Source organism: Micromonospora sp. NPDC023966, assembly GCF_040639095.1.
Taxonomy (GTDB): domain Bacteria; phylum Actinomycetota; class Actinomycetes; order Mycobacteriales; family Micromonosporaceae; genus Micromonospora.
In genome coordinates this window covers 1-23,172 of sequence record NZ_JBEZZJ010000001.1, presented here as the reverse complement: position 1 = coordinate 23,172, position 23,172 = coordinate 1, and the positions used below count along the sequence as shown (strand labels likewise).

The window sequence follows — 23,172 nt, the reverse complement described above, 5'->3', positions numbered from 1 at the left end:
CACCGCCAGCGCGTCAAGGATCAGACAAGGCGGAATCGAACTGCTGGAGCCGGAGTGCCTCCGCCGGAGGCGCAGTGATCGTAACCCCACGACCGCCGCCAGCTCGCCGGCGCGGCCGGCGGATGCTCCCTAACGCCGCGGGGCCCGGCCGGCTGCCGCGACGCGTCGAACGCGAGGGCCCAGTTGTCGGCCGAGCAGGCATGCCCATCCATCAGACGGACGGGATGCTGGGAATACACTGCCCTCTCATGTCATGCGAGCAGGTCACCGTCGGCCCGGTCGAACTCGACTACACCCTCACCGAAGACGACTGGCTCGACGGCTTCATCGCCCACCGGCGTCGCGTCCGGCGTCCCTGGCTGGTCCCGGTACTGATCGTCGCCGCGCTCGTCGGGCTCCTCCCCGGGCTCGTCGCTTCTGACGACTTGTCGGCGGCTGACGTCGCAGCCCTCGCCGCGGCCAGGAAGCCGGTGAGGACCTCCGCGCCGATGTCGTTGGGATCGCCGCCATAGCCGGTAGACAGGTGACTGGCGTAGCGGCGCAACGCTGGCATCGCCATGCCGACCGCGGCGATCACCCACGCCGGCCCGTCGAGGCGGGCTCGGCGGATCACCTCCCGCCACACCTCGTCGCGCGCTGAGAAAGCGCGCGGGTGCGCGAGGAGCCAATCTCGCAGCGCCGGCAGGGTCATGACATCACCGGGTAGGCCGGTGCCAGGGTCGAACGTGTCAAGGTCGAGTGTCATCGGTGCGGGGTCGCAGGTCAGTGCGGCGAACGCGGCGTCGGCGGCGTCCAGCGGCGAGGCGGGCCAGTCGATGTCAGAGGCAGTCATGTCACACTCCAGCAACCAAGATCATCGGTTGACGCCGTGATGGTGTCGCTGCGTCAGGTAGGCGCCGATTACGACACGAGCGACTCACGAGGCACACACAGCGCAGGTTGTGCCGCCTCTGACACCGCCGTGTCGACGACGACACAATCTCTGACACCGAGCCCATGGCATCGGCTGTGATCTTTGACAGCGGTGTGTGAAGCAGCCCATGAGCTGCACGGTGACACCGCCAACTGCCGTGGTATCGACTCTCCGCGTCCGGCGGGCGAGGTGCTCGCCCGGCTGGCGAGGGCGACGATGACAACGCCGGCGATGACACTGACAGCCGCTCACGAGCGCTCACAATGACCAGCGTCCGGCTGCGGCGACACGGTCGCAGACCGCAATGTCACACCGGAGGCCGTCGGTGTCATCGCGGCGTCGACAGCTGTACGACCGGGCAGTCATCGGGCGTGTCAGGCCGATGTCATGGGCGACGGTGTCGTGACACGGCCGGCGACCACACCTATCACCGCACGGGCCGACAGCCAGCTGTCATAGCTGTTCGGCACTGACATCAAGGTCGCCGGGAGCCTGTCGCTTGCCGTCTCGCTGCCGACGATGCTGGTGGCAATTGCCAGGTACAGCCGCGACCAGAGCTTCGTGGTCCTGCGCCGTAACGCGCGGTTCGCCGTCGTCATGACGTCGGCTCGATCGTGGGTCGCTCGGCGGCCTGCTGCTGGGCATCGTTCCCGGCGTGGTGCTTATCCCCGCCCTGGTCGTCCTGCTCCTGCTGTCAGCCGCCACGGTTTGGCGGCACTAGCCGAGCCTGCTCGACTTGCGTGCTCGGTGGTGGGCGGGATGGCAGCTGTCCGCCGCGAAGCGGGGCAATCATGCGGCCGCGCGGCGAGACATCGGCCTGCGTACCCCATCTCGCGCTGATTGTGAGCGGCTGTGAGCCGTTGTGAGAACGGGGGGCGTTCGCCAGAGCACACAAACACGGGTTTAAGGGTGTCAGCGCACTGCCCGCCCGGCGCGGAGCCGACACCACATGAGCGAGCACACGCCGCAGCACCAGACCCCCGCCCGCCCCGTCGACCCGGACCGCTCGGGCCCCGACCCGACCCTGACCGATCTTGTGGCCGGCGACCCGCCGGTGCCGATCACCGTGTGGCGCACCGCCCGAACCTCCGCCGACGCATGTCGCACTGTCGGCGCCCGCTTGGCCTACCGCCTCGTGTCCGCCTACAGCCGGCCCGGCGACACGGTCGTCGACTGCACCGACGAGCACGCCCTCACCACCGCCTGCCTCGCCGGGCGGCGCCGGCACCACCCCGGCTGGTTCACCGACGGACCCAACCTCCTCGTCGGTCCGGCCAGCGAACCTGCCGGCCCCGACCCGTCCGACAAGCAGCAGCAGGACGACGACGTGCCGGAAGTGAGCGCCTGGTTCGGTGACGACCTCACCGACCCGGCCGACCCCGCTGGCTCGCCGCAGGCGACCGGTCTGCTGGTCGCCTCCTGGCCCCTCGACGCCAACGAGGCCACGAACCGGGTACGCCTGGCGTGCCTGCTGAGCGCCTGCGCCCGGCTGTTGCGCCCCGGCGGCTGCCTCGTGCTCATCGTCGCGGTCCCCGCAGGCGCCATTGCGACGCCGGAGGACTTTAGCCCTCTCGCCGCCGCGGCGGCGAACGTCGGGCTGGGGTATCTGCAGCACATCGTCGCGGTCACCGCCGACACCGACGCCGACACCTTCGTCTACCACGTCACCGACGCAGAGCTCCTCGCCCTCGCCCATGAGTTGGCCGGGCAGCAGTGGGCGCTCACGCACCACCGCGTCCACGCCGACCTGCTGGTGTTCAGCCTCGCGCCGGTCACCCCGACGCATGGGCGGCGCAGCCGCGAGGGCGGTGACTGACGTGGCTGAGCACCCCACCACCCACGGACCCGATGAGCCGATCCGGCCGGAGTGCGCCGGCACGCACCGCGCCCAGGAGGATCGCCGCCGGGAGTACGACGGACGCCACCCGGCGACGACCGGGCCAGAGGGCCTGTCGGTGTGGGTGACCGCCCAGAGCACCGGTCCGGTGCAGCGGCGAGGCCGGTACGTGCCCGAATCGGTGAAGCACCCGGCCCGGATGCTGCCGGCGATCGCCGCCCACGCCGTCGCCGCCTACACCAACCCCGGGGACCTGGTCCTCGACCCGATGTGCGGCATCGGCACCACCCTCGTTGAGGCCATCCACGCCGGCCGCGACGCCATCGGTGTGGAGTACGAGTCACGCTGGTCGAACATCGCTGACGCCAACATCACCCACGCCCAGGGCCACGGTGCGAGCGGCAGGGCGGCGGTGATGCGCGGCGACGCCACCCGCATCCTGTCCCTCGTTCCCGCCGCTCTCGTCGGGCAGGTCGCCCTCGTGGTGACCTCGCCGCCGTATGGGCCGACCGTGCATGGCCTGGTCCGCCCCGGCGCGGACGGGGTGGCGAAGTTCGACAACGCCTACAACGACGGCACCGACCGAGGCAACCTCGCCTACCGCGACCTCACCGGCCTCGCCGACGGGTTCGCCCAGATCTTGGCCGGCTGTCACACCCTGCTGCGCCCCGGTGGTGTCGTCGTCGTCACCGCCCGGCCCTGGCGCAAGCACGGCCAGCTGGTCGACCTGCCGTCGGCGGTCATCGGCGCGGGGATCCGCGCAGGCCTGACCCCGGTGGACCGGTGCGTCGCACTCCTGGCGGCCGTCCGCGACGGGCACCTCGTCGCCCGGCCCAGCTTCTTCCAGCTGCAGCAGGTCCGCCGGGCCCGCACCGCGGGCACCCCGATGCACCTCATCGCACACGAGGACGTCCTCGTGTTCGCCAAGACCCAGCCCGCCAGTGAGCAACGGGAGGGCCGCGCATGAGCGAACCGAGCAAACCGTTGCTGAGCCTCGGCGCCGACGCGGACCTGCCGGACGTGATGCCGTGCGGGAGGTGAAGTGAGTGCCCGACTCGCCGGGCTGGCGCGCCACCCACTTGGTCGCAGCTCCACTACGGCACCGGCCGGCTTCTCGCCGACAACACCGCAACCCGCACACAAGGAGAAATGCCTCATGAACTCCGACCGCCCTCCGACGGCCGCTACAAGCAACGACGGCCCATCGCAGGTATGGACGGTGGAGCGGATCCGCGCGCTCGGCGCGGTCACCGACATCACCACTGCCGGCCAGATCTTTGGCCTGTCCCGAAGCCGCGCCTACGAACTCGCCGCCACCAACACCTTCCCCGCCCGGGTTCTGCGCGTCGGGTCCCGCTACCGCGTCTCCGTCGCCGCCATCCTCACCGCCCTCGACGTCGACCCCAACAGCCCCCATCCCACCACCGAACCATCGACTTGACCCCGCCCCCCAATCACGCGTCGATCACCACCGACCAATCCGATGCCCGCCCCGCCAGCACACGCGGCGGCAACGACGAAAGGACGATTGATGGCTGACGGATCCGTCGGCAAACGATGCGGATGCGTCCACGACGGCAAGCGCCTCGGTGCCAAGTGCCTAAACTCCGACGCGGCGGCGGCTGGAACCCTCACCACGGCAACTGGGGCTACCAACTGGAACTGCCACCCGACGCCACCGGCAAGCGCCGGCAACTACGCCGCAGCGGCTTCGGCAGCCGTGACGCCGCCGTCGCCGAACGCGACCACGCCCGCGCGCTGCTCGACCTCGCCGGCCGGGACAAGACCCTTACCCGCCAGGTCGCCGACCTCCTGCACTCGTGCAAGCGCGGCGAACCGCTGCCCGAGCGAGACGCCGTCGCCCGCCGCATCCGCGCCGGTGTCCCCGCCAACGTCGCCACCACCGTCGGCGATTACCTCACCGGGTGGATCACCTCACGAACGCGGTTGTCGCCCGCGACGCTGCGCAGCTACCAGGACCACATCCGCATGTACTGGATCCCCAACATCGGCGGCATCCCACTGCAGGACCTCACCGCCACGCACATCCAGGCCGTGTTCACCCTTATCGACACCCGCAACAACGAGATCACCGCCGCGCGCGTCAGCACCGACCCGGCCGTCCGCGACAGCGCCAAGGGCGCTCGAACGGTGGGGCCAGCCAGCCAGCAGCGGATCCTGGCAACACTGCGCGCGGCGCTCAACGACGCGATCCGCAAACACCGCCGGCTCCTCGACCACAACCCCGCCGAACACGTCGACCTGCCCTCCGGCGCCTCGCCGAAGCCACGACTATGGACCGACACCGCCGTCAACCGGTGGCGCAAGAGCGGTGCACGGCCCAGCCCCGTCATGGTGTGGACTCCCGCCCACGCCGGGGCGTTCCTCGACTACGCCGAAACCCACGACATCGTCCTCTACGCCCTGCTCCTGCTCGCCACCCACCGAGGACTGCGCCGCGCCGAGCTGTGCGGGCTGCGCGACTACGACGTCGACCTCGACGCCGCCGCCATCACCATCACCGAACAACGCACCAGCGTCGGCTACAAACCAATCACCAAGCCGGTGAAATCACGCGCCGGAGAACGCGTCATCCCCCTCGCCGACGACACGGTTACCGTGCTGCGCGCCTACCGCGCCCGCCGCAACGGGTGGAAACTTGTCAGCGGCTCGGACTGGCCCGACACCCGGTTGTTCTTCGTACGGCCCGACGGCAAACCCTGGCACCCAGAGACCATCAGCCAACGGTTCGACAACCTGGTCGCCGCCAGCGGCCTCCCACCCGTCCGATTCCACGACCTGCGCCACATCGCCGCAACCCTCATGCTCGCTGCCAGCGCCAGCATCAAGGAAATCCAGGACACCCTCGGCCACGCCTCCTACACCATGACTGCCGACGTCTACACCTCCGTCTTGGAGGAGCTGAAGCGGACCACTGCGGAGGCCACCACGAAGCTGATTCCCCGCCGCCCGCATCGGGCGGCGTGACGACGTTGGTCAGCCGGTCTGGTCGCGGTAGAGCCGGCACATCGTGCCCGTCCGCGCATGGGGTGGGCCAGTACCCCTCAGCTGACCATCGCCCGCCGGCTCACCATGGCGCAGGCCCGCCTGCAACCCGCTACCTGTCGGTCGCATGGCAGGCAGGCAGACAGTTCTCGCGGTTTCGGGTTTGCAGCAGTAGCCAGCCTGCTGTCTGTCCGGATCGCCGCCGGCCCGAAACATCTCGGGCGGGCGGCGAGGGGCTTAACTCCGGGTTACGAGACCGGCGTCGACCACGTACTCCCCGCCATGCACGGCCTCGAATTCGGCGCTGGTGACGAGCAGAGTCGGCTCGAACTGGTACGAGGTCACCATGTCTGAGTCCGTTGCGTCGTCACCGACGTCCGCGACGACGGCAGCGATCATCGACCGGCCGTTCGGTGATAACGCTAGATCGGCCATGCCGGGAAGCTTCGTGAGAAACCTGCCTCTGGCCGATTTCCCATCCCACTCGGTCAGGTACCAGGTGAAGTCCTCCGGATCCACCTCGGGGGGCAGCGGCAACCTGCCGAGGGAGTCGGGTGCGGTCATGAAGAACAGCCGGTCACCCACGGGTGCCGGCGACCGCACCAGCACCACGGACTCGCAACCCGAATCACCGCCACTGACGTTGAAGGTTGTCCCGTCGACCGTCACCGGAGAGGGGAACGCAGACGCCTTCCCGTCGGCGAGCGCCCCGATTGCGATACCGCACTCCCGGGGCGCCTGCACATTTCCTCTGCCGTCACCGTCCACGAGTACGGCGTCGCCAAGGAAGCGCGTCAACGCCAGAGGCTCGAACTTATTGTCGTTCGGGGAGTAGCTGAGCAGTTCCATTCGGTCCCAGCCGCACTCGATGGCCACCCCGAGGTCGCTGTCGAAGCCCGCGAAGAGGAAGCTGAACACCCCCTCTTCGCAGACAGATCCCTGTGGGGGACGCCCGAGAACGCGTTCCTCATTGCTCTGGTCGGGCCGCTGCCGCCAAACTTCGGGCCAGTCCGAGGACATCTCTCGCAGGTAGTAGACCCAACCGTCGGCGCCCCAGACCGGATACCTACACCTACCCCGCCAAGGGGCAGCCTCAGGCCCACGGCATGAGCTCGATCGCCGTGACCGGCAGCACCACCCGCGCCGACTCCTTCGGCTACGACCTCGCCGGCAACATGCGCATCCGCACCGTCAACGGAGTCAAGACCGACTACGCCTTCAACGCTGAAGGCCGGTTCGACACCGCCACCGTCACCGTCGGCACGGGCACCGAACAGACCAAGCACCTGTACGACGTCGACGGCACTCTCCTGGTGCGCCGCGATCCGACAGGCACGAGCCTCTACCCCGGCAGCGAGGAACTCCGCCTCGAAGGCAAGACCGTCACCGGCACCCGCTACTACAGCCACAACGGTGCCACCGTCGCCGTCCGCGCCAAAGACGGCCTCGACTGGCTTGCCACCGACCACCAGACCAGCGCCAACCTCACCGTCGACCCCACCACCGGCACCGCCCAACGACGCTGGTACACCCCCTACGGCGGCGACCGAACCGGCGCCACCGACTGGCCCACCGGCCGCGGCTTCCTCAACGCACCCGCTAACGGCTCCACCAAACTCCTCGACGTCGGCGCCCGCGAATACGACCCCGACACCGGCACCTTCACCTTCCCAGACCCCCTCATCAACCCAGGCAACCCGAACTGCCTCAACCCCTACGCCTACACACACCACAACCCCATCACCCTCAGCGACCCCAGCGGCCTCTTGCCACAAGAGCTGTATGGGATCGGCGGAAGCAAGCTGTCCGACAACCAAAGAGCGGTGCTGGTATACGGCGCGACCGTCGTAGCGGCGTTCGCGGTCTGCGCAGCCACCGCGGGAGTTGGCTGCGCAATCATGATCGGCGTCTCCGTTGGCTTCGGGCTAGGCGCAACATTTGCCGAGGAGGGGCACCGGACCGAAGGCGGAATAATCGGCGCCATCGCCGGAGGCGTCGGTGGCGGCGTCGGGGGCCTCCTTGGCGTAACCCCCGGGTATTACCGCGATCTCCGGGGCGCGGCTATTCGCCGCCACCGTCGCCGCCGGAGCCTCCGAAAACGTCGCTAGCCAGCTTCTCACCACCGGCACGGTCGACTGGCGGCAAACAGCAGAAGCCGCAGCGGCGGCCGCCACCTTCTTCTTCGCAGGGGCAATAGCAGGAAAGGCCGCCAGAAAGATTCGCGGCGGGCGCGGCGTGAGCAAGCACAGCTTCGCGCCTAACACACCTGTCCTGATGGCCGACGGCACCACCAAACCCTCGAGGAAGTAGAGCTCGGCGACGAAGTCGTTGCTACCGATCCGGAGACAGGCGACACCGAGTCGAAGCAGGTCGAACAGCTTCACCTCAACCATGACACCGAACTGACCGAACTCACTGTCCGAGTCAAGGGCAGTGCACCCAGCGATGGGGATAGCCCCAACGTCAACAATGTTCTGCACACCACCCAGACCCATCCATTCTGGGATGAGACCCTCGAAGACTGGGTCGACGCGGCCAACCTTGTCACCGGCCACCGACTCCAGGCCAGTGACGGAAAGACCGTCACCGTAACCGGAGTTCGGAACTACACCGGCGCGGTTGGCATGAACGACCTCACCATCGCCGACATCCACACCTACTACGTGATGGCCGGCCGGACCTCGGTCCTCGTCCACAATAACAACGCGTCCTGCCCGGTTCCGAATCATATTATGAAGCGAACTGATTTCGATTCCCGTGGCAATAAGCGGGTGGGGTCTGAGCAGACCTACTACGCAGGGCGTCAGACGCCGGAGGAGCGGGCCCAAGGTAGATACAAGGGCGGACTGATTTCTCACACGGAATCTAGGGCGACTCGGGAAGCTGGCTCTCCTCATCCGTACTGGAAGGACGGCGACGATCCCCATCTTGGGGCGGCAGCGCAATGCAGCAGGGGACACGGTATTCTTTGAAGGTGACTTGCCGCCATGCCAATGGTGTCAAATCGCGCTGGAGGAAGCTGCTGAAATCACTGGCGCGAACTTCGTATATCGCTGGGTCGAAGGTGGGGTTGAGCAATTCTGGTGGCGCGGACCAAGTGGGAGATGATGTGGGCACGCTGATTATTAATGACTTCAGTTTCGAGGAACATGGTCCGGTGCTCTCGGTCGGGCTGGCCGAGTCAGCAGACGAGAGCGGCCGCGACTTGATTTTTCAATGCGACCTCAGGCACAACAGCTACCCGGCTGAAAGTAACTGGCCCGAGGGCGAGACTTACTGCGTGACGGATACCTGGGGCCGTACAGGCTATGGCGGTGTAACGGAAGCCTCGTTTCGCGGCAGGGTATTGCGGATGGTTTTCAATGAAAAGACAACGCGAGTGCTGGGATTGGAAGAACCTAGTTGGGAACTCGTAATCAGTGATGCTCTGGCTAACGTAGACGAACTTCGGCGGCAGCTTGAACGCGTACTTTCGTGTGGCCGTCCGGAGTATCGGCCTCGTGTATTCGACTTCGGGGAATAGCCTGGAGTGGAGGCCCTGTGGGCAAGAGCGGAAATTCGCTTATCACCCTCGTCTTGCGAGTAGTCTGGGTGGAATGAACGGCGCTGAACAGCGCTCAGCGGCACCTTGAACGAGTTCAACAGCAGTTGCCCGGTCATGTCCACTCTCGTCTCCGCAGGTCGATGCGCTGCAGCGTTCGGCGGGGAAGACGAAGTGGTCAGCCCGGGCTGCACCGCGTCTCGCCGGTGCGGGCCGTTCCCCTAGATGCTGGCACCGGCCCAGCAGCACGGCGCCGCATCAAGCCATGACTCTGGCTTCTGCGGCACCAGCCGTCGGTATCGTCCCGGCGGCTGAGGCGAGTTTCACTTGCCACCTCGGACCACGGTCTTCAGCATGATGAGCCCTTCGGACTCCAGATGGCCGGCGCGTGCAGGCGGGCGATCCCGTCGATCCCCTCCTCGAGTTTCGCCTTGCCCAGCCGCCGGCCCGCCTCGTCCTGTATCTCGACATCGTGGTCGTCCTCGGCCCAGTCGTCTCCCACGAACAGCATGTCCTCCTCCCGCTGGTCCAAGGTCGAGCGAGCTGTCTGGCAGCCTCCGGGAGACCTTCCGCAAGCTAATGATCAAGTGCTCACGCCGGTGCGGCGGGCACGACATCCCATCAGCGGTTACGTCTCCCGACCACCGGCAGGGGCACGATCTGTCAATAGGACTGCAAGCACGTCCTGCAACGGGGAGTGCTCACCCGACAGCGGGGCTATCTGCTGAGCGTCATCAACGGGGCGACGACGGAGCAAATGCGCGCCGCTTGGCGCGCTGCGGCTGACATGCGCGACTGGGCGCTTGCCCAGTGCACCGCCGTCGAAGTGGACCTGAACAGCGGCGACCTCGGCGACGCGACGCTGACCTGGATGATGGGCGCCGTTCTCGGCTTGCCGCGACTGCTCGTCCGCGACGTGCTGCGCGATCGCCGCCCATCCATCGGCACCCGGGTCAACACCGCGATCATGCTGCTGCTCATCAGCGACGGTTTGCACCGGCTACGCGAGTTGGTGCCCGACGGACAGTTCGAGCTGTTGCCCCAGATCCTGCCGCCCTTCCTACATGTGCTCGCTGGCGTGCCGACCCCCGCCAACCCATCGTGATCACCCCGGGCGTGCCTCACCTCGGCCCGAGCCGAAATTCATCACGGTCGGGTGCATGACGTGGGCGCCCGTCGAGGCGTCGATGGACCAGAGACACCAGTGAGAACAGATCCGGGGCGTCCGGCTCGGTCACCGCCCATCCGGCGGTGGCCCGCGGTGTGTGGGCCGGCGGGTTTGTGGAACATCCCGACTCTGCTGCCGAGTTTGTGACACGCCGGCGGGATCGTTCTGGCTGGCTGGTTCTGGGTTGATGATCCCTGTTCGCGGTCGTGTTCTCGTCGTTGGTGGCCGCGGGATGGGGGTGTGTGGGTGTCGATGCAGCCGCGGTCGCGGGTGGAGATTCCGGAGCAGACTGAGCTTCCCCCGGTTTCCCGGACACCTGAGCTGAGGCGACACTGGTCGCCGAGGGAGGAGTTCGGATGCCCGTGCCGACACCGCCCTTCAGCCCACCCGAGCGGGCCCCGGTGCCCGCACCACACCCGCCGGAGTTTCGTCAGCGCGCGGTCGAGTTGGCTCGGCTGCGGGACAAGCCGATCCGGGAGATCGCAAAAGGATCTGGGGATCTCCGAGTCGTGTCTGCGGAACTGGCTGGCCCAGGCCGACACCGAGGACGGTAAGCGCGAGGGCCTGACCAGCGACGAACGCGGAGAGCTCGCGGCGCTGCGTAAGGAGAAGCGGCGCTTGGAGGTGGAGAACGAGATCCTGCGCCGGGCTGCGGCCTACTTTGCGCGGGAGAATGTCCTCCCAAAATGATCTACCCGGTCGTCGCCGATCTCGCCGCTGGCGGGATCGCGGTGGCGGTGGCGTGCCGGGTCCTGGGGGTGTCGACGTCGGGCTACTACGCTTGGCGCGGCCGGCCCGTGTCCCGTCGCCAGGCGGCCGATCAGGCGCTCGGTGAGCTGATCCGCGATATCCATCAGATGTCGCGGGGCACCTACGGATCCCCGCGGGTGCACGCCGAGCTGCGCCTCGCCGCAGGCGTGCGGTGCGGCCGCAAACGGGTGCAGCGGCTCATACGACATGCCGGTCTGCAGGGCGTCGACCGGCGCCGGCGGCGTGGCTGCACCGTGCGCGATCCTGCCGCCCAGCCCAGTGCGGACCTGGTCAACCGGCAGTTCGTCGCCGACCGGCCGGACGCGCTGTGGGTTACCGACATCACCCAGCACCGCACTCAGGGCGGCTGGGGTTGGCCGTGTCCGGCAACAAGATCTACGCGGTCACTGACCAGTTGGCCGAGCCTCCGAAGTGGAAAAAACGCGAAACGCCCCGGCACCGAGGCGGCCAGATGAGGCGGAGGAGTGGGCCAGTCTCAGCGTGAGGCCCGCCGACCGGGGACCGGAAGCCAGGCGCGTGCCACTGTCGGACGAGAGCCGGAACGGACGACGGCGCGGACGTAACAGTGACTACGGTCTTCGCGCTCAACCCGAGGGACGCCGACGATCCCGACGACTCGGGCCGGCTGGCCCGGTCGATCCCTCCGACGTTAGGACCTGATGTCCGTTCGTCTCCGCTCCACCCGCCATCACCTGCTCCGTAGCAGTCTCCTGGTCGGCGCGCTGGCCGGTCTCGGTGCCGGTCTGCTGCCCGCCGCCCCGGCCGGCGCCGCCGCCTCCCGGGCGGACCTGGTGGTCGCCGCGTCCGTCAGCCCGGTCGAGGTGCCGGCCAGCGGTGGCTGGTCGACCCTGACGCTCGACGTGCGCAATGCCGGCACCAGGGCCAGCCAGGATGTGACCGTGGCGTTCACGCTGCCGCCGGGAGCCTGGTTCTCCACCGACGGATTGGTGATTCCGCCAAGCTGGCACTGCGACCTGGCAGGCGCCGCGACCTGCACCCACGCCCCCCTGGCCGCCGGGGAGGTCGCCGACGCGCTGAACATCCCGTTCGGTGTCCCGGCCGCTACCGCCGGCGACACGCTCACCGTCACCGCCACGGCGTCGACCCGTACGGACTCGACGACCACCAACAACACCGGCCGGGCGAGCGTGCGTTACGTGCCCAGCACCGTGGACCTCGAGTTCGTGCCCGCCGGAAACAGCCAGCAGCTGCTCCCGAACGAGTATGTGAACCTTTCCGCGTCGGTCCGGAACACCGGGAACTCGCCCTCGGGTGAGGTGACCGTCACCATCCCGGTGCCGGCCGGGGTGCAGGGCTCGGAGACGTCGAGCGAGGGGTGGGACTGCGCGTTCGGCGACGGCGTGGCCGACGGCCGGACCGGCTGGCGCTGCATGCACGGCCCGCTGCAGCCGGGTCAGACGAGCGAGCAGCTGTACTACGGCGGGATGCTCACCGCCACCACGGTCGGCGAGGTCGTGACGGTGGAGGCGACCGCCGCGACGACCGCGCCGGAGACCACCCTGGACAACAACACTGCGCGGCACACCATCACCGTCGAACAGGGGGCCATCATCCGCGGCACCGTCTGGGTGGACGGCAACAACAACCGCGTATGGGACTCGTGCGAGGTGGGCGCCCCGGTCGGCTCCGAGGGCATCTCCCGCATCGACGTGGTGACGGCCCCGGGGCAGCCCGGCTCCGGTGGGCTGACCACCATCAACCCCGACGGCACGTTCATCGCGTACGTCCGCTCGGGCACCTATCGTGTGCAGTTCCACGTGTACCACCCGCACGACTTCATCGACTCCGTCGACTCGGACCTGATCTACTACTGGAACGAGACCGGCGGCGCCAACTACGGCTACACCGACTGGGTCACCGTGGCTACGGGTGACGAGGTGACGCTGGACGCGGGCGTGCGGTCACGCTGGATCGAGTCCTGCTGACATTTCTCGACGCCGTTCCGGCGACACCCGGGCGGCCCGGCCTCCGCGGCCGGGCCGCCCGTTGCTTGTCGTGGACCCTCGCCCTCATCGATATTCAGGTCTGCCACACCCACCGTGACCTGCAAGATCAGGTTAGAAAAGGCTCATTGGCGAGCCTCAACGACGTCACCCTGGCCGACGTAGGTGGAGCCAGAGTCGTTCGGTGCTCGTATGGTGATCGGACGTGGGCGAACTGGCGTGAACCCGCCGGTACCTGGCTGAACTCGCGTCCCCGCTTCCCGCCGCTACCCTGAGCCCGAGGGGCGGGAGCGGTGAGCGTCGAGAGATCCTCAGCAAGGTCCCGTTCTACGTCGAGCAGGCCTCCTACTGGGTCAGCTACCACGAGAAGAACACCTGTGACCGCTGCACGCCCGTGGGGTGCCCTCGGCTAGATGAGGCTGCGGAGCTGCTAGCGGAGTAGCGAACCCAGCGCATCGAGCGGTACGGCCGTAAGGGATCTTTGTAGCCTGAGCCGTTACAGTCGTGCCCCTCGACCAGGGGCCGGGTTCGCAGATTTCCTTACCCCGCAAGGTTTTCAGGCTCCCGAAGTCGTGTTTCCGCAGGTCACGGGGTCTGTGTACGTGGGACGCCTACGGATTAGAAGGTTAGAGGTTCGAGTCCCTTCGGGCGCACCAGATCAAGAGGCGTCTGACCTGGCAAAACGGAGTCAGGCGTTTCTTGCTGTTCGCCCTCGGTGGACGTGTGCTGGCTGATCTTCCGGCGATCCTGTCCGGCCAGCGGTCTTGAGTCATACCGGTGATCGGGCTCACCGGAATAGCGGGCCGCGTGAAGAACGCGTCAAAAATCCGCCCCTCGCCGTCATGGTCGCGTTATAGCCCCTGTCACCGGGCCCTACCCGGGGCTTTGATTGCTCGGCGTGGCCGGAAGGCGGTCGCGACGAACCTTCCGGTATGAGGAGTCAGCGTGTCTGACGTGGTGTTCGTGGTGCTGACGGTGGCGCTGTTCGCGCTGCTCGCCCTCGTGGTGCGGGCGGTGGAGAAGCTGTGAGTGCCGTCAACGCCGTGGGGCTGGTGCTCGCGATCGTGCTGGGCGCCTTCTTGGTGTTCGCCCTGCTGTTTCCGGAGCGCTTCTGATGACCATGACAACAGCGGGCGTCATCTTCGTGCTGGCGCTGGTGGCGGCCCTGGTCGCCGTCTACCGGCCGTTCGGCGACTACATGTTCCGGGCGGTCTCTGGCACCCGGCAGTCCCGCGTCGAGCGGGGGATCTTCCGCCTGGTCGGGGTCAACCCGGCCGCCGAGCAGTCCTGGGGCGTGTACGCCCGCAGCGTCCTGGCGTTCTCGGCGGTGTCGATCCTGTTCCTGTACCTGTTCCAGCGGGTGCAGAACCACCTGTGGCTGTCGCTGGGCTTCGACCCGGTGGTGCCGCACGGCGCGTGGAACACGGCCGTGTCGTTCGTGACCAACACCAACTGGCAGTCGTACTCCGGTGAGTCGACGATGGGCCACCTGGTGCAGATGGCCGGCCTGGCGGTGCAGAACTTCGCCTCCGCGGCGGTCGGCATCGCGGTGGCTGTCGCGCTGGTGCGCGGCTTCGCCCGCAGCCGCACCGGGCAGCTCGGCAACTTCTGGGTTGACCTGATCCGGATCGTGCTGCGCATCCTGCTCCCCGTCGCGGTGCTCGGCGCAATTGTGCTGATGATCGGCGGGGTGGTGCAGAACCTGTCCGCCGGCGCCGAGGTGACGACGCTGACCGGCGGCGCCCAGACCATCACCGGCGGTCCGGTGGCCAGCCAGGAAGTGATCAAGGAGTTGGGGACCAACGGTGGTGGCTTCTACAACGTCAACAGCGCCCACCCGTTCGAGAACCCGACCGGGTGGACGAACTGGTTGGAGATCTTCCTGATCTTCCTGATCCCGTTCAGCATGCCCCGGGTGTTCGGCCGGATGGTCGGGCAGAACCGGCAGGGCTACGCCATCGCCGCGGTGATGGGCATCCTCGCGTTCGCCAGCGTGGTCATCACCAACGTCTTCGAGCTGACCGGACATGGCACGGTGCCGCAGGCGGTCGGCGCGGCGCTGGAGGGCAAGGAGGTGCGGTTCGACGTGTCGAATTCGGCCACCTTCGCCGCCGCCACCACGCTGACCTCCACCGGCGCGGTGAACTCGTTCCACGACTCGTACACCCCGCTCGGCGGCATGATGACGATGCTCAACATGATGCTCGGTGAGGTCGCCCCCGGCGGCACCGGCTCCGGCCTCTACGGCCTGCTCATCCTCGCCGTGATCACGGTCTTCGTGGCCGGCCTGATGGTCGGCCGCACCCCGGAGTACCTGGGCAAGAAGATCGGTGCACGCGAGATCAAGTTCGCGTCGCTGTACTTCCTCATCACGCCGGCCCTGGTGCTGACCGGCACGGCCGCCGCGTTCGCCACCGGCAACAACTCCACCGCGCTCAACGTCGGCCCGCACGGCCTCTCCGAGGTGCTCTACGCGTTCACCTCGGCCAGCAACAACAACGGCTCCGCCTTCGGCGGCATCACCGTCAACACCACCTGGTGGGACACCGCACTCGGGTTGTGCATGCTGCTGGGCCGGTTCCTGCCGATCATCTTCGTGCTCGGATTGGCCGGCTCACTGGCCCGCCAGGCACCCACCCCCGCGTCCGAGGGCACCCTACCGACGCACCGACCGCTGTTCGTCGGGATGGTCGTCGGCGTCACGGTGGTCCTCGTCGCGCTGACCTACCTGCCCGCCCTCGCGCTCGGACCCCTCGCCGAGGGGCTGTGACCACCATGAGAGAGAACGACATGACCACCTCCTCGCCGGCACCGCACGGTACGGCGGACGCCCCCACCTCCGGCACACCGGCCACCCACGGCAACCGGGGCGGAGGACTGCTCGACCGGAAGCAGCTGATCCGGTCCCTGCCCGACGCGCTGCGCAAGCTCGACCCGCGCACCCTGTGGCGCAACCCGGTAATGCTGATCGTCGAGATCGGTGCGCTGTTCACCACCGTCCTCGCGGTGGCGGACCCGTCGGTGTTCGCGCTCGCGATCACAGTCTGGCTCTGGCTGACCGTCATCTTCGCGAACCTCGCCGAGGCCGTCGCAGAGGGCCGGGGCAAGGCCCAGGCCGCTGCCCTGCGCAAGGCGAAGACGGACACCGTCGCCGCCCGCGCCCTGGGCTGGACCCCGGGCGCTGCGCCGGGGACCTTCCGCACCGAGTCGGTGCCCGCCCCGCAGCTGAGGCAGGGCGACGTCGTGCTGGTCGAGGCCGGCGAGATCATTCCCGGTGACGGGGACGTGGTCGAGGGCATCGCCAGTGTCGACGAGTCGGCGATCACTGGCGAGTCCGCACCGGTGATCCGGGAGTCCGGGGGTGACCGCAGCGCGGTCACCGGTGGCACCCGGGTGCTCTCCGACCGGATCGTCGTGATGATTACGCAGAAGCCGGGTGAGAGCTTCATCGACCGGATGATCAACCTGGTCGAGGGGGCCAACCGGCAGAAGACCCCGAACGAGATCGCGCTGAACATTCTGCTCGCCGCGCTCACGATCATCTTCCTGCTGGCCGTGGTGACCCTGCAGCCACTGGCGATCTTCTCGAAGGGCTACCAGGCGGCCGCCGCGGACAGCGGCGCGATCACCGACGCCGGTGTCACCGGCGTGGTGCTGGTGTCCCTGCTGGTGTGCCTGATCCCGACCACCATCGGGGCGTTGCTGTCGGCCATCGGCATCGCCGGCATGGACCGCCTCGTGCAGCGCAACGTCCTGGCCATGAGCGGCCGGGCGGTCGAGGCGGCCGGGGACGTGAACACCCTGCTGCTGGACAAGACGGGCACGATCACCCTGGGCAACCGGCAGGCGGCCGAGTTCCTTCCAGTCGAGGGGGTGGACGTTCCCACCGTGGCCGACGCCGCGCAGCTGTCCAGCCTCGCCGACGAGACCCCCGAAGGCCGTTCCATCGTGGTGCTCGCGAAGAACGAGTTCGGGCTGCGGGAGCGCGAGCCGGGCTTCATCCCGCACGCCACTTTCGTGCCGTTCACCGCGCAGACTCGGATGAGCGGCGTCGACCTCACCCCAGACAGGGCTGAGCCGGCGCGCCGGATCCGCAAGGGCGCCGCCGCGGCAGTGATGAAGTGGGTGCGCGAGAACGGCGGCCACCCCACAGAGTACGTGGGGCAGTTGGTCGACGAGATCAGCGGCATCGGTGGCACCCCGCTGGTGGTCGCCGAGCACGTCGACGGCGAGTCGGCTCGCACCCTCGGTGTCATCCACCTCAAGGACGTGGTCAAGGCCGGCATGCGCGAGCGGTTCGACGAGATGCGCCGGATGGGCATCCGGACCGTGATGATCACCGGCGATAACCCGCGTACCGCGCGGGCGATCGCGGACGAGGCCGGTGTGGACGACTTCCTTGCGGAGGCGACTCCGGAGGACAAGCTCGCCCTGATCAGGAAGGAGCAGGAGGGGGGCCGGCTGGTCGCGATGACCGGAGACGGCACCAACGACGCGCCCGCCCTGGCGCAGGCCGACGTCGGAGTCGCGATGAACACCGGCACGTCGGCCGCGAAGGAGGCCGGCAACATGGTCGACCTCGACTCCGACCCGACCAAGCTGATCGAGATCGTCGAGATCGGCAAGCAGTTGCTGATAACTCGAGGAGCGTTGACCACGTTCAGCATCTCGAACGACATCGCGAAATACTTCGCGATCATTCCGGCGATGTTCGCCGGCATCTACCCGAGCCTGGACCGGCTGAACATCATGCGGCTGGCCAGCCCCGAATCGGCCATCCTGTCCGCGGTCATCTTCAACGCCTTGGTGATCATCGCGCTGATTCCGCTGGCCCTGCGCGGCGTCCGCTACCGGCCGGCCGCCGCGTCGAAGCTGCTCAGCCGCAACCTGCTGCTCTACGGCCTCGGCGGCATCATCGTGCCGTTCATCGGCATCAAGATCATTGACCTGCTCATCCAGTTCATCCCAGGGATCTCGTGATGCGCCTACCCGCCTGGCTCGCCCAACACCTCGCCGCCCTACGCACGCTGCTCGTCCTCACCGTGTTGCTCGGGCTGGCCTACCCGCTCGCCATGGTCGCGATCGGCCAGATTCCCGGTCTCGCCAGCAAGGCGGACGGCTCGCTCATAACGGTCGACGGCCGCACGGTCGGCAGCAGCCTGATCGGGCAGTCGTTCACCGACGCCGACGGCAACCCCGTCCCGCGCTACTTCCAGTCCCGGCCGTCGGCGGCCGGCGACGGCTACGACCCCACCTCCACCTCGGCCAGCAACCTCGGTCCGGAGAGCGTGGTCGACACCATCGCCGCCAACCCCGACGACTCCACGCAAAGCCTGCTCACCCAGGTCTGCGCCCGCAGCAAGGCGATCGGCGAACTCGACAGCGTCGACGGCCGGCGGCCGTACTGCACCCCCGAAGGTGTTGGCGCGGTGCTCGCGGTGTTCCGGGCCGACGGGCTCACGGGCCGGATCACACGGGTCGTGAGCGTCAACCAGGTGGCGCCCGCCATCCCGTTCATCGATCGCTACCAGGGAGTGCAGGTAGAGCTGGCGCAGCCCGGCCACGACTACGTGGCCGAGGGCGGCATCGTCACCCCGGTCCGGGGCGACGCGCCGGCGACGCCCGCCGTGCCGGCCGACGCGGTCACCGCCAGCGGCAGCGGCCTCGACCCGCACATCAGCCCGGCGTACGCGGACCTCCAGGTGGCCCGCGTGGCGCGCGAGCGTGGCGCGGACCCGGCGGCGGTCCGCCGTCTGGTGTCCGAGCACACCACCGGCCGGGCGCTCGGCTTCACGGGCGCGCCCGCCGTCAACGTGCTCGACCTCAACCTCGCGCTCGACACGCAGTTCCCCGCGCGCTAACCGACGATCGCGGGCGGAACCACCATCTGTGGCCCTGCCCGCGTCGCTCGAACGCCCGATGACCGGTGGCCCCGGGAATCAGAGAGGATGTTTCCGTGCCAAGGGGAGAGCTGCGCATCTACCTCGGGGCCGCCCCGGGCGTCGGCAAGACGTACGCGATGCTGGAGGAGGCCCAGCGGCGGGCCGGGCGGGGCACCGACGTGGTGATCGGCCTGGTGGAGACCCACGGCCGGCCGCACACCGCAGCGATGATCGGCGATCTGGAGGTGGTGCCCCGGCGCGCGGTCGCCTACCGGGGCGCCGAGTTCACCGAGATGGACCTCGACGCGGTGCTGGCGCGCCGGCCCGAGGTCGCAGTGGTCGACGAGCTGGCGCACACCAACGTCCCCGGCTCCCGTAACGAGAAGCGTTGGCAGGACGTCCAGGAACTGCTGGACACCGGCATCAGCGTGCTGACGACGGTCAACATCCAGCATCTCGAGTCGCTCAACGACGTGGTGGCGGGGATCACCGGCATCACGCAGCAGGAAACGCTGCCCGACCAGGTGGTCCGCGCCGCCGAGCAGGTCGAGCTGGTGGACATGACGCCGGAGGCGCTGCGCCGCCGGATGGCCCACGGCAACATCTACCGCCCGGACAAGATCGACGCCGCACTCGGCAACTACTTCCGAATCGGCAACCTCACCGCGCTGCGCGAACTGGCCCTGCTGTGGCTCGCCGACAAGGTCGACGAGCAGCTCGACGCGTACCGGTCCCAGCAGGGCATCTCGGCCACCTGGGAGGCCCGGGAGCGGGTCGTCGTCGCCCTCACCGGCGGCCCCGAGGGCGAGACCCTGATCCGCCGAGCGGCGCGGATCGCCGCCCGCAGCAAGGGCGCCGGCCTGCTCGCCGTGCACGTCGCACGCAGTGACGGCCTGGCCGGCGCCGACCCGGCCCAGCTGGCCCGCCAGCGCGTCCTGGTGGAGAGCCTCGGCGGCACCTACCACCAGGTGCTCGGGGCAGACATCCCGGCGGCGCTGCTCGACTTCGCGCGCGGCGTCAACGCCACCCAGCTCGTGCTCGGCGCGAGCCGGAGGGGCCGCTTTGCTCAACTGCTGTCCCGGGGCGTGGGCGTCACCACCACCGCCCTGTCCGGGCCGATCGACGTGCACCTGGTCACCCACGCCGAGGTTGGGCGGGGCCGGCGCGGGGGCACCGTGCCCGCCGCGCTGTCCCGGCAGCGCCGGCTGGTGGGCTTCGCCCTCGCCGTCCTCGGCATGCCGGCGCTGACCGTGCTGCTGAAGGTGCTGCCCGACCTCACCCTGACCAGCGACATTCTCATATTCCTGGCCGCTGTGGTCGGCGTCGCGCTGGTCGGCGGGCTGTGGCCGGCCCTGGTCGCCGCGCTCGGCGGGTCCCTGCTGCTCAACTGGTTCTTCACCCCACCCCTCCACACGCTCACTATCGCCCAGGCGGAGAACCTGCTCGCCCTCGGCGTCTTCGTCGGCGTCGCGATCGCGGTGAGCTGGGTGGTCGACCTGGCCGCCCGGCGTACCCGGGAGGCGGCGCGGGCGTCGGCCGACGCGCAGACCCTGGCCACCGTCGCCGGCGGCGTGCTGCGCGGCGAACGGCCCCTGCCGGCGCTCCTGGATCGACTGCGGGAGACCTTCGCGCTGCGCGCGGTCAGTGTCCTCGAACTCGCTGCCGAGGCGCAGAGTCGCCCCGGCCGAGCCCAGGAGGAGGCCGCCTGGCGGGTGGTGGCCAGCGTCGGCGAGGCACCGCCGTGCAGCCCCAGCGCGGGAGAGACGATCGTGCCGGTGGACGAGCAGCTCACCGTCGTGCTTTGCGGTCGCCGGCTGGAGGCCGCCGACCGGCGCATCGTCGAGGCCTTCGCCGCCCAGGCCGCCGTCGCCCTGCGCCAGGAACGCCTCGCCGAGGAAGCCGCCACCGCCCGGCCGCTCGCCGCCGCCGACCGGATGCGCACCGCGCTGCTCGCCGCCGTCAGCCACGACCTGCGCACACCCCTCGCCTCGGCGAAGGCCGCCGTGTCCAGCCTACGCAGCCACGACATCGAATTCGACGCCGACGACCGCGAGGAGCTGCTCGCCACCGCCGATGAGTCGCTCGACCGGCTGGGCCGCCTCGTGGCGAACCTGCTCGACATGAGCCGCCTTCAAGCCGGCGCCCTCGGCGTCACCCCCATCGGGATCGGGCTGGAGGACGCCGTACCCCGGGCCCTGGACGAGCTGGGCCCGGCGGCGGCCGAGGTGGCCACGGACATCCCGCCCGACCTCCCCGCGGCCCTCGCCGACCCCGGCCTGCTGGAGCGGGTGCTGGTCAACATCGTGGCCAACGCGCTGCGACACAGCCCGCCCGGGCACCCTCCGACGATCACCGCCAGCGCGCACGCCGGCCAGGTCGAGCTGCGGGTGATCGACACCGGCCCGGGCATCCCGGAGGACCAGTGGGAGCACGTCTTCCTGCCGTTCCAGCGCCTCGGCGACCGGGACAACACGACCGGCGTCGGCCTCGGCCTCGCCCTGTCCCGCGGACTCACCGAGGCGATGGGCGGCAGCATCACCCCGGAAACCACGCCTGGTGGTGGCCTGACCATGGTCCTGCGCCTGCCCGCCGCGCCTACACCGAGAGAGGGACCGCAGGAATGACCCGCATCCTCGTCGTCGACGACGAACCCCAGATCCTGCGCGCCCTGCGGATCAACCTGCGCGCCCGCGGATACGACGTCCAGGTCGCCGACACCGGAGCCGCCGCGCTCAAGGTCGCCGCCAGTCATCCACCCGACATGGTCGTGCTCGACCTCGGCCTGCCCGACCTGGACGGCGTCGACGTGATCCGCGGCCTGCGCGGCTGGACCACCGTGCCGATCATCGTGCTCTCCGGCCGGGCCGGCAGCGAGGACAAGGTCTCCGCCCTCGACGCCGGCGCCGACGACTACGTCACCAAGCCGTTCGGCGTGGACGAACTGCTCGCCCGAATCCGGGCCGTCACCCGCCGCCTCGCCACGCCCGCTGACACCATCGCCACCCAGGCGAGCACGTTGCGGGTGGGACGCCACGTGGTCAATCTCGCCGACCGGGTCGTAACCCGCGACGACGGCGTAGAGGTTCGACTAACCCCCACCCAATGGGGCGTACTCGAGAAGCTGCTGCGCAACCCCGGCAAGCTCATCAGTCAACGCCAGTTGCTGAACGACGTCTGGGGCCCGGAGTACCAGAACGAGACCAACTACCTGCGGCAGTACATGGCTCAGCTCCGCCGCAAGCTGGAAGACAATCCTGCCCGGCCACAACATCTGATCACCGAGCCTGGGATGGGATACCGCTACCGCCCTTGAGCGCTTGTCTCGTCTTCAGGAGAAGCCGTGGCTTTTGATCTTAAGCGGCGGGTGTCTGACGGGTCGGAGGCTGCCTCGAACAGCGTGCAGTCGCGTTGGTGGCCCTAGTAGGTCTTGTCGTCGTCGTCCGGTGTTGATTGTCCAACAGTGGCGCCGACCGACCGAATGATACGCCTTCATCAATGTCGCGCGGGGAGCTGCAAACCGGCCTCGGGTCGCCGCCTGTGTCGTCACCGGGCTGCAGGTCATGGTCTGCCTTCTCGTGATCGTGGCGGGGGCGCTGGCGTTGCGCTGAGGTCCTCTCGTTGGAGGAGGAGGGCGGCCGCCGTGGCGGCGAGTAGGCCGGGCGGCCATCCCGGCGCACACGACCACATCGACCTGTCCGACCACCGCCGCAACCTGGCGCCGACCAGCTGATCGGCGGAATCGCCGGCAGGTCGTGCGACTGGTGAAGGGTCTGACGATGCATCACCGGGCCGACTGGTCGTCCTCATCGACCAGGAAGGCGGCCATACCGCCCGCCTAAACCTGAGCGAAGGCTCCCGGCCACAGAGTCGGAGGCCGAATTGGCGCGCAGAAGAGGCTTGCCCAGTGTGGTGACCCTGACCATGGCCGGCGGACCTGCACGAGGGCGGCTGTGGTGGACGCCCCCCGCCTGCACCGGGGTGATCGTCGCGGGGGGGGGGGGGGGGGCGGGGCGGGGGGGGGGGCCCCCCGGGGGGGGCCCCCCCCCCCTCGGCGGGGCGGGCGCGTGCGGGGCGGAGGGAGAGCTCGCAG

Annotated in this window: 18 protein-coding genes and 3 pseudogenes; 17 read left to right on the top strand and 4 right to left on the bottom strand. The window is 68.9% G+C overall.

Annotation, left to right across the window (positions count from 1 at the left end; translation table 11 throughout):
* Nucleotides 1–448: 448 nt before the first annotated feature.
* Both AB0F68_RS00105 and AB0F68_RS00100 read right to left on the bottom strand, forming a co-directional pair.
* Nucleotides 449–832 (bottom strand): annotated as a pseudogene (locus AB0F68_RS00105) (hypothetical protein); the annotation flags it as partial.
* A 455-nt stretch (nucleotides 833–1,287) separates the two neighbouring features.
* The gene (locus AB0F68_RS00100) at nucleotides 1,288–1,512 is read right to left on the bottom strand and encodes a hypothetical protein (protein ID WP_357331493.1); all 225 of its coding nucleotides are present in this window, start codon (nucleotides 1,510–1,512) and stop codon (nucleotides 1,288–1,290) included.
* A gap of 350 nt (nucleotides 1,513–1,862) precedes the next feature.
* Between AB0F68_RS00100 and AB0F68_RS00095 the strand changes: the two genes are divergently transcribed.
* From AB0F68_RS00095 to AB0F68_RS00080, 4 genes are all read left to right on the top strand, one after another.
* On the top strand, nucleotides 1,863–2,729 hold the full coding sequence (locus AB0F68_RS00095) for a hypothetical protein (RefSeq protein ID WP_357331491.1): 867 nt from the start codon (nucleotides 1,863–1,865) through the stop codon (nucleotides 2,727–2,729).
* A gap of 40 nt (nucleotides 2,730–2,769) precedes the next feature.
* Nucleotides 2,770–3,717 (top strand): DNA methyltransferase, encoded by a 948-nt coding sequence (locus AB0F68_RS00090; RefSeq protein ID WP_357332847.1) that lies wholly within the window; start codon nucleotides 2,770–2,772, stop codon nucleotides 3,715–3,717.
* Between the two features lie 189 nt (nucleotides 3,718–3,906).
* Nucleotides 3,907–4,191: a DNA-binding protein gene (locus AB0F68_RS00085; RefSeq protein ID WP_357331489.1), complete on the top strand. Its 285-nt coding sequence runs from the start codon at nucleotides 3,907–3,909 to the stop codon at nucleotides 4,189–4,191.
* Between the two features lie 116 nt (nucleotides 4,192–4,307).
* Complete coding sequence (locus AB0F68_RS00080; protein ID WP_357331487.1) at nucleotides 4,308–5,738, top strand: tyrosine-type recombinase/integrase; 1,431 nt, start codon at nucleotides 4,308–4,310, stop codon at nucleotides 5,736–5,738.
* A gap of 255 nt (nucleotides 5,739–5,993) precedes the next feature.
* Here the strand turns inward: AB0F68_RS00080 and AB0F68_RS00075 are convergent, their stop codons facing one another.
* Nucleotides 5,994–6,674, bottom strand: coding sequence for a hypothetical protein (locus AB0F68_RS00075; RefSeq protein ID WP_357331485.1), 681 nt, complete (start codon nucleotides 6,672–6,674; stop codon nucleotides 5,994–5,996).
* Nucleotides 6,675–6,862: 188 nt separating this feature from the next.
* Here AB0F68_RS00075 and AB0F68_RS00070 point away from each other — a divergent pair, with 188 nt between their 5' ends.
* The 4 genes and pseudogenes from AB0F68_RS00070 to AB0F68_RS00055 all read left to right on the top strand — a co-directional run bounded on the left by AB0F68_RS00070 (nucleotide 6,863) and on the right by AB0F68_RS00055 (nucleotide 9,279).
* On the top strand, nucleotides 6,863–7,864 hold the full coding sequence (locus AB0F68_RS00070) for an RHS repeat-associated core domain-containing protein (protein ID WP_357331483.1): 1,002 nt from the start codon (nucleotides 6,863–6,865) through the stop codon (nucleotides 7,862–7,864).
* 195 nt (nucleotides 7,865–8,059) lie between these two features.
* Nucleotides 8,060–8,728 (top strand): annotated as a pseudogene (locus AB0F68_RS00065) (polymorphic toxin-type HINT domain-containing protein); the annotation flags it as partial.
* Nucleotides 8,685–8,864, top strand: coding sequence for a hypothetical protein (locus tag AB0F68_RS00060; RefSeq protein WP_357331481.1), 180 nt, complete (start codon nucleotides 8,685–8,687; stop codon nucleotides 8,862–8,864). The pseudogene AB0F68_RS00065 and the gene AB0F68_RS00060, both read left to right, overlap by 44 nt.
* 1 nt (nucleotide 8,865) lies before the next feature.
* Nucleotides 8,866–9,279 carry a hypothetical protein gene (locus AB0F68_RS00055; RefSeq protein ID WP_357331480.1) on the top strand — a complete coding sequence of 138 codons (414 nt, stop codon included), beginning with the start codon at nucleotides 8,866–8,868 and terminating at the stop codon, nucleotides 9,277–9,279.
* A gap of 367 nt (nucleotides 9,280–9,646) precedes the next feature.
* Here the strand turns inward: AB0F68_RS00055 and AB0F68_RS00050 are convergent, their stop codons facing one another.
* On the bottom strand, nucleotides 9,647–9,808 hold the full coding sequence (locus AB0F68_RS00050) for a hypothetical protein (protein WP_357332896.1): 162 nt from the start codon (nucleotides 9,806–9,808) through the stop codon (nucleotides 9,647–9,649).
* Between the two features lie 186 nt (nucleotides 9,809–9,994).
* Between AB0F68_RS00050 and AB0F68_RS00045 the strand changes: the two genes are divergently transcribed.
* The 9 genes and pseudogenes from AB0F68_RS00045 (at nucleotide 9,995) to AB0F68_RS00005 (ending at nucleotide 22,395) form a co-directional block, all read left to right on the top strand.
* Nucleotides 9,995–10,402, top strand: a complete 408-nt coding sequence (locus tag AB0F68_RS00045; protein WP_357331479.1) for a hypothetical protein — start codon at nucleotides 9,995–9,997, stop codon at nucleotides 10,400–10,402.
* Nucleotides 10,403–11,196: 794 nt separating this feature from the next.
* Nucleotides 11,197–11,691, top strand: a pseudogene (locus tag AB0F68_RS00040) (IS3 family transposase); the annotation flags it as partial.
* Between the two features lie 204 nt (nucleotides 11,692–11,895).
* Nucleotides 11,896–13,182, top strand: a complete 1,287-nt coding sequence (locus AB0F68_RS00035) for a hypothetical protein (protein ID WP_357331477.1) — start codon at nucleotides 11,896–11,898, stop codon at nucleotides 13,180–13,182.
* A gap of 1,043 nt (nucleotides 13,183–14,225) precedes the next feature.
* Nucleotides 14,226–14,315: a K(+)-transporting ATPase subunit F gene (gene kdpF, locus AB0F68_RS00030; protein ID WP_089017935.1), complete on the top strand. Its 90-nt coding sequence runs from the start codon at nucleotides 14,226–14,228 to the stop codon at nucleotides 14,313–14,315.
* On the top strand, nucleotides 14,315–15,970 hold the full coding sequence (kdpA, locus tag AB0F68_RS00025; protein WP_357331474.1) for a potassium-transporting ATPase subunit KdpA: 1,656 nt from the start codon (nucleotides 14,315–14,317) through the stop codon (nucleotides 15,968–15,970). Before kdpF ends, kdpA begins: the two co-directional genes overlap by 1 nt.
* A 20-nt stretch (nucleotides 15,971–15,990) precedes the next feature.
* Entirely contained in the window at nucleotides 15,991–18,180 is a 2,190-nt protein-coding gene (gene kdpB / locus AB0F68_RS00020; protein WP_357332846.1) for a potassium-transporting ATPase subunit KdpB, read from the top strand.
* On the top strand, nucleotides 18,180–19,061 hold the full coding sequence (locus AB0F68_RS00015; RefSeq protein ID WP_357331472.1) for a potassium-transporting ATPase subunit C: 882 nt from the start codon (nucleotides 18,180–18,182) through the stop codon (nucleotides 19,059–19,061). The genes kdpB and AB0F68_RS00015 overlap by 1 nt, the downstream gene beginning before the upstream one ends.
* Before the next feature lie 95 nt (nucleotides 19,062–19,156).
* Nucleotides 19,157–21,706, top strand: coding sequence for a DUF4118 domain-containing protein (locus tag AB0F68_RS00010; protein ID WP_357331470.1), 2,550 nt, complete (start codon nucleotides 19,157–19,159; stop codon nucleotides 21,704–21,706).
* Entirely contained in the window at nucleotides 21,703–22,395 is a 693-nt protein-coding gene (locus AB0F68_RS00005; RefSeq protein WP_357331468.1) for a response regulator, read from the top strand. The genes AB0F68_RS00010 and AB0F68_RS00005 overlap by 4 nt, the downstream gene beginning before the upstream one ends.
* Nucleotides 22,396–23,172 lie beyond the last annotated feature (777 nt).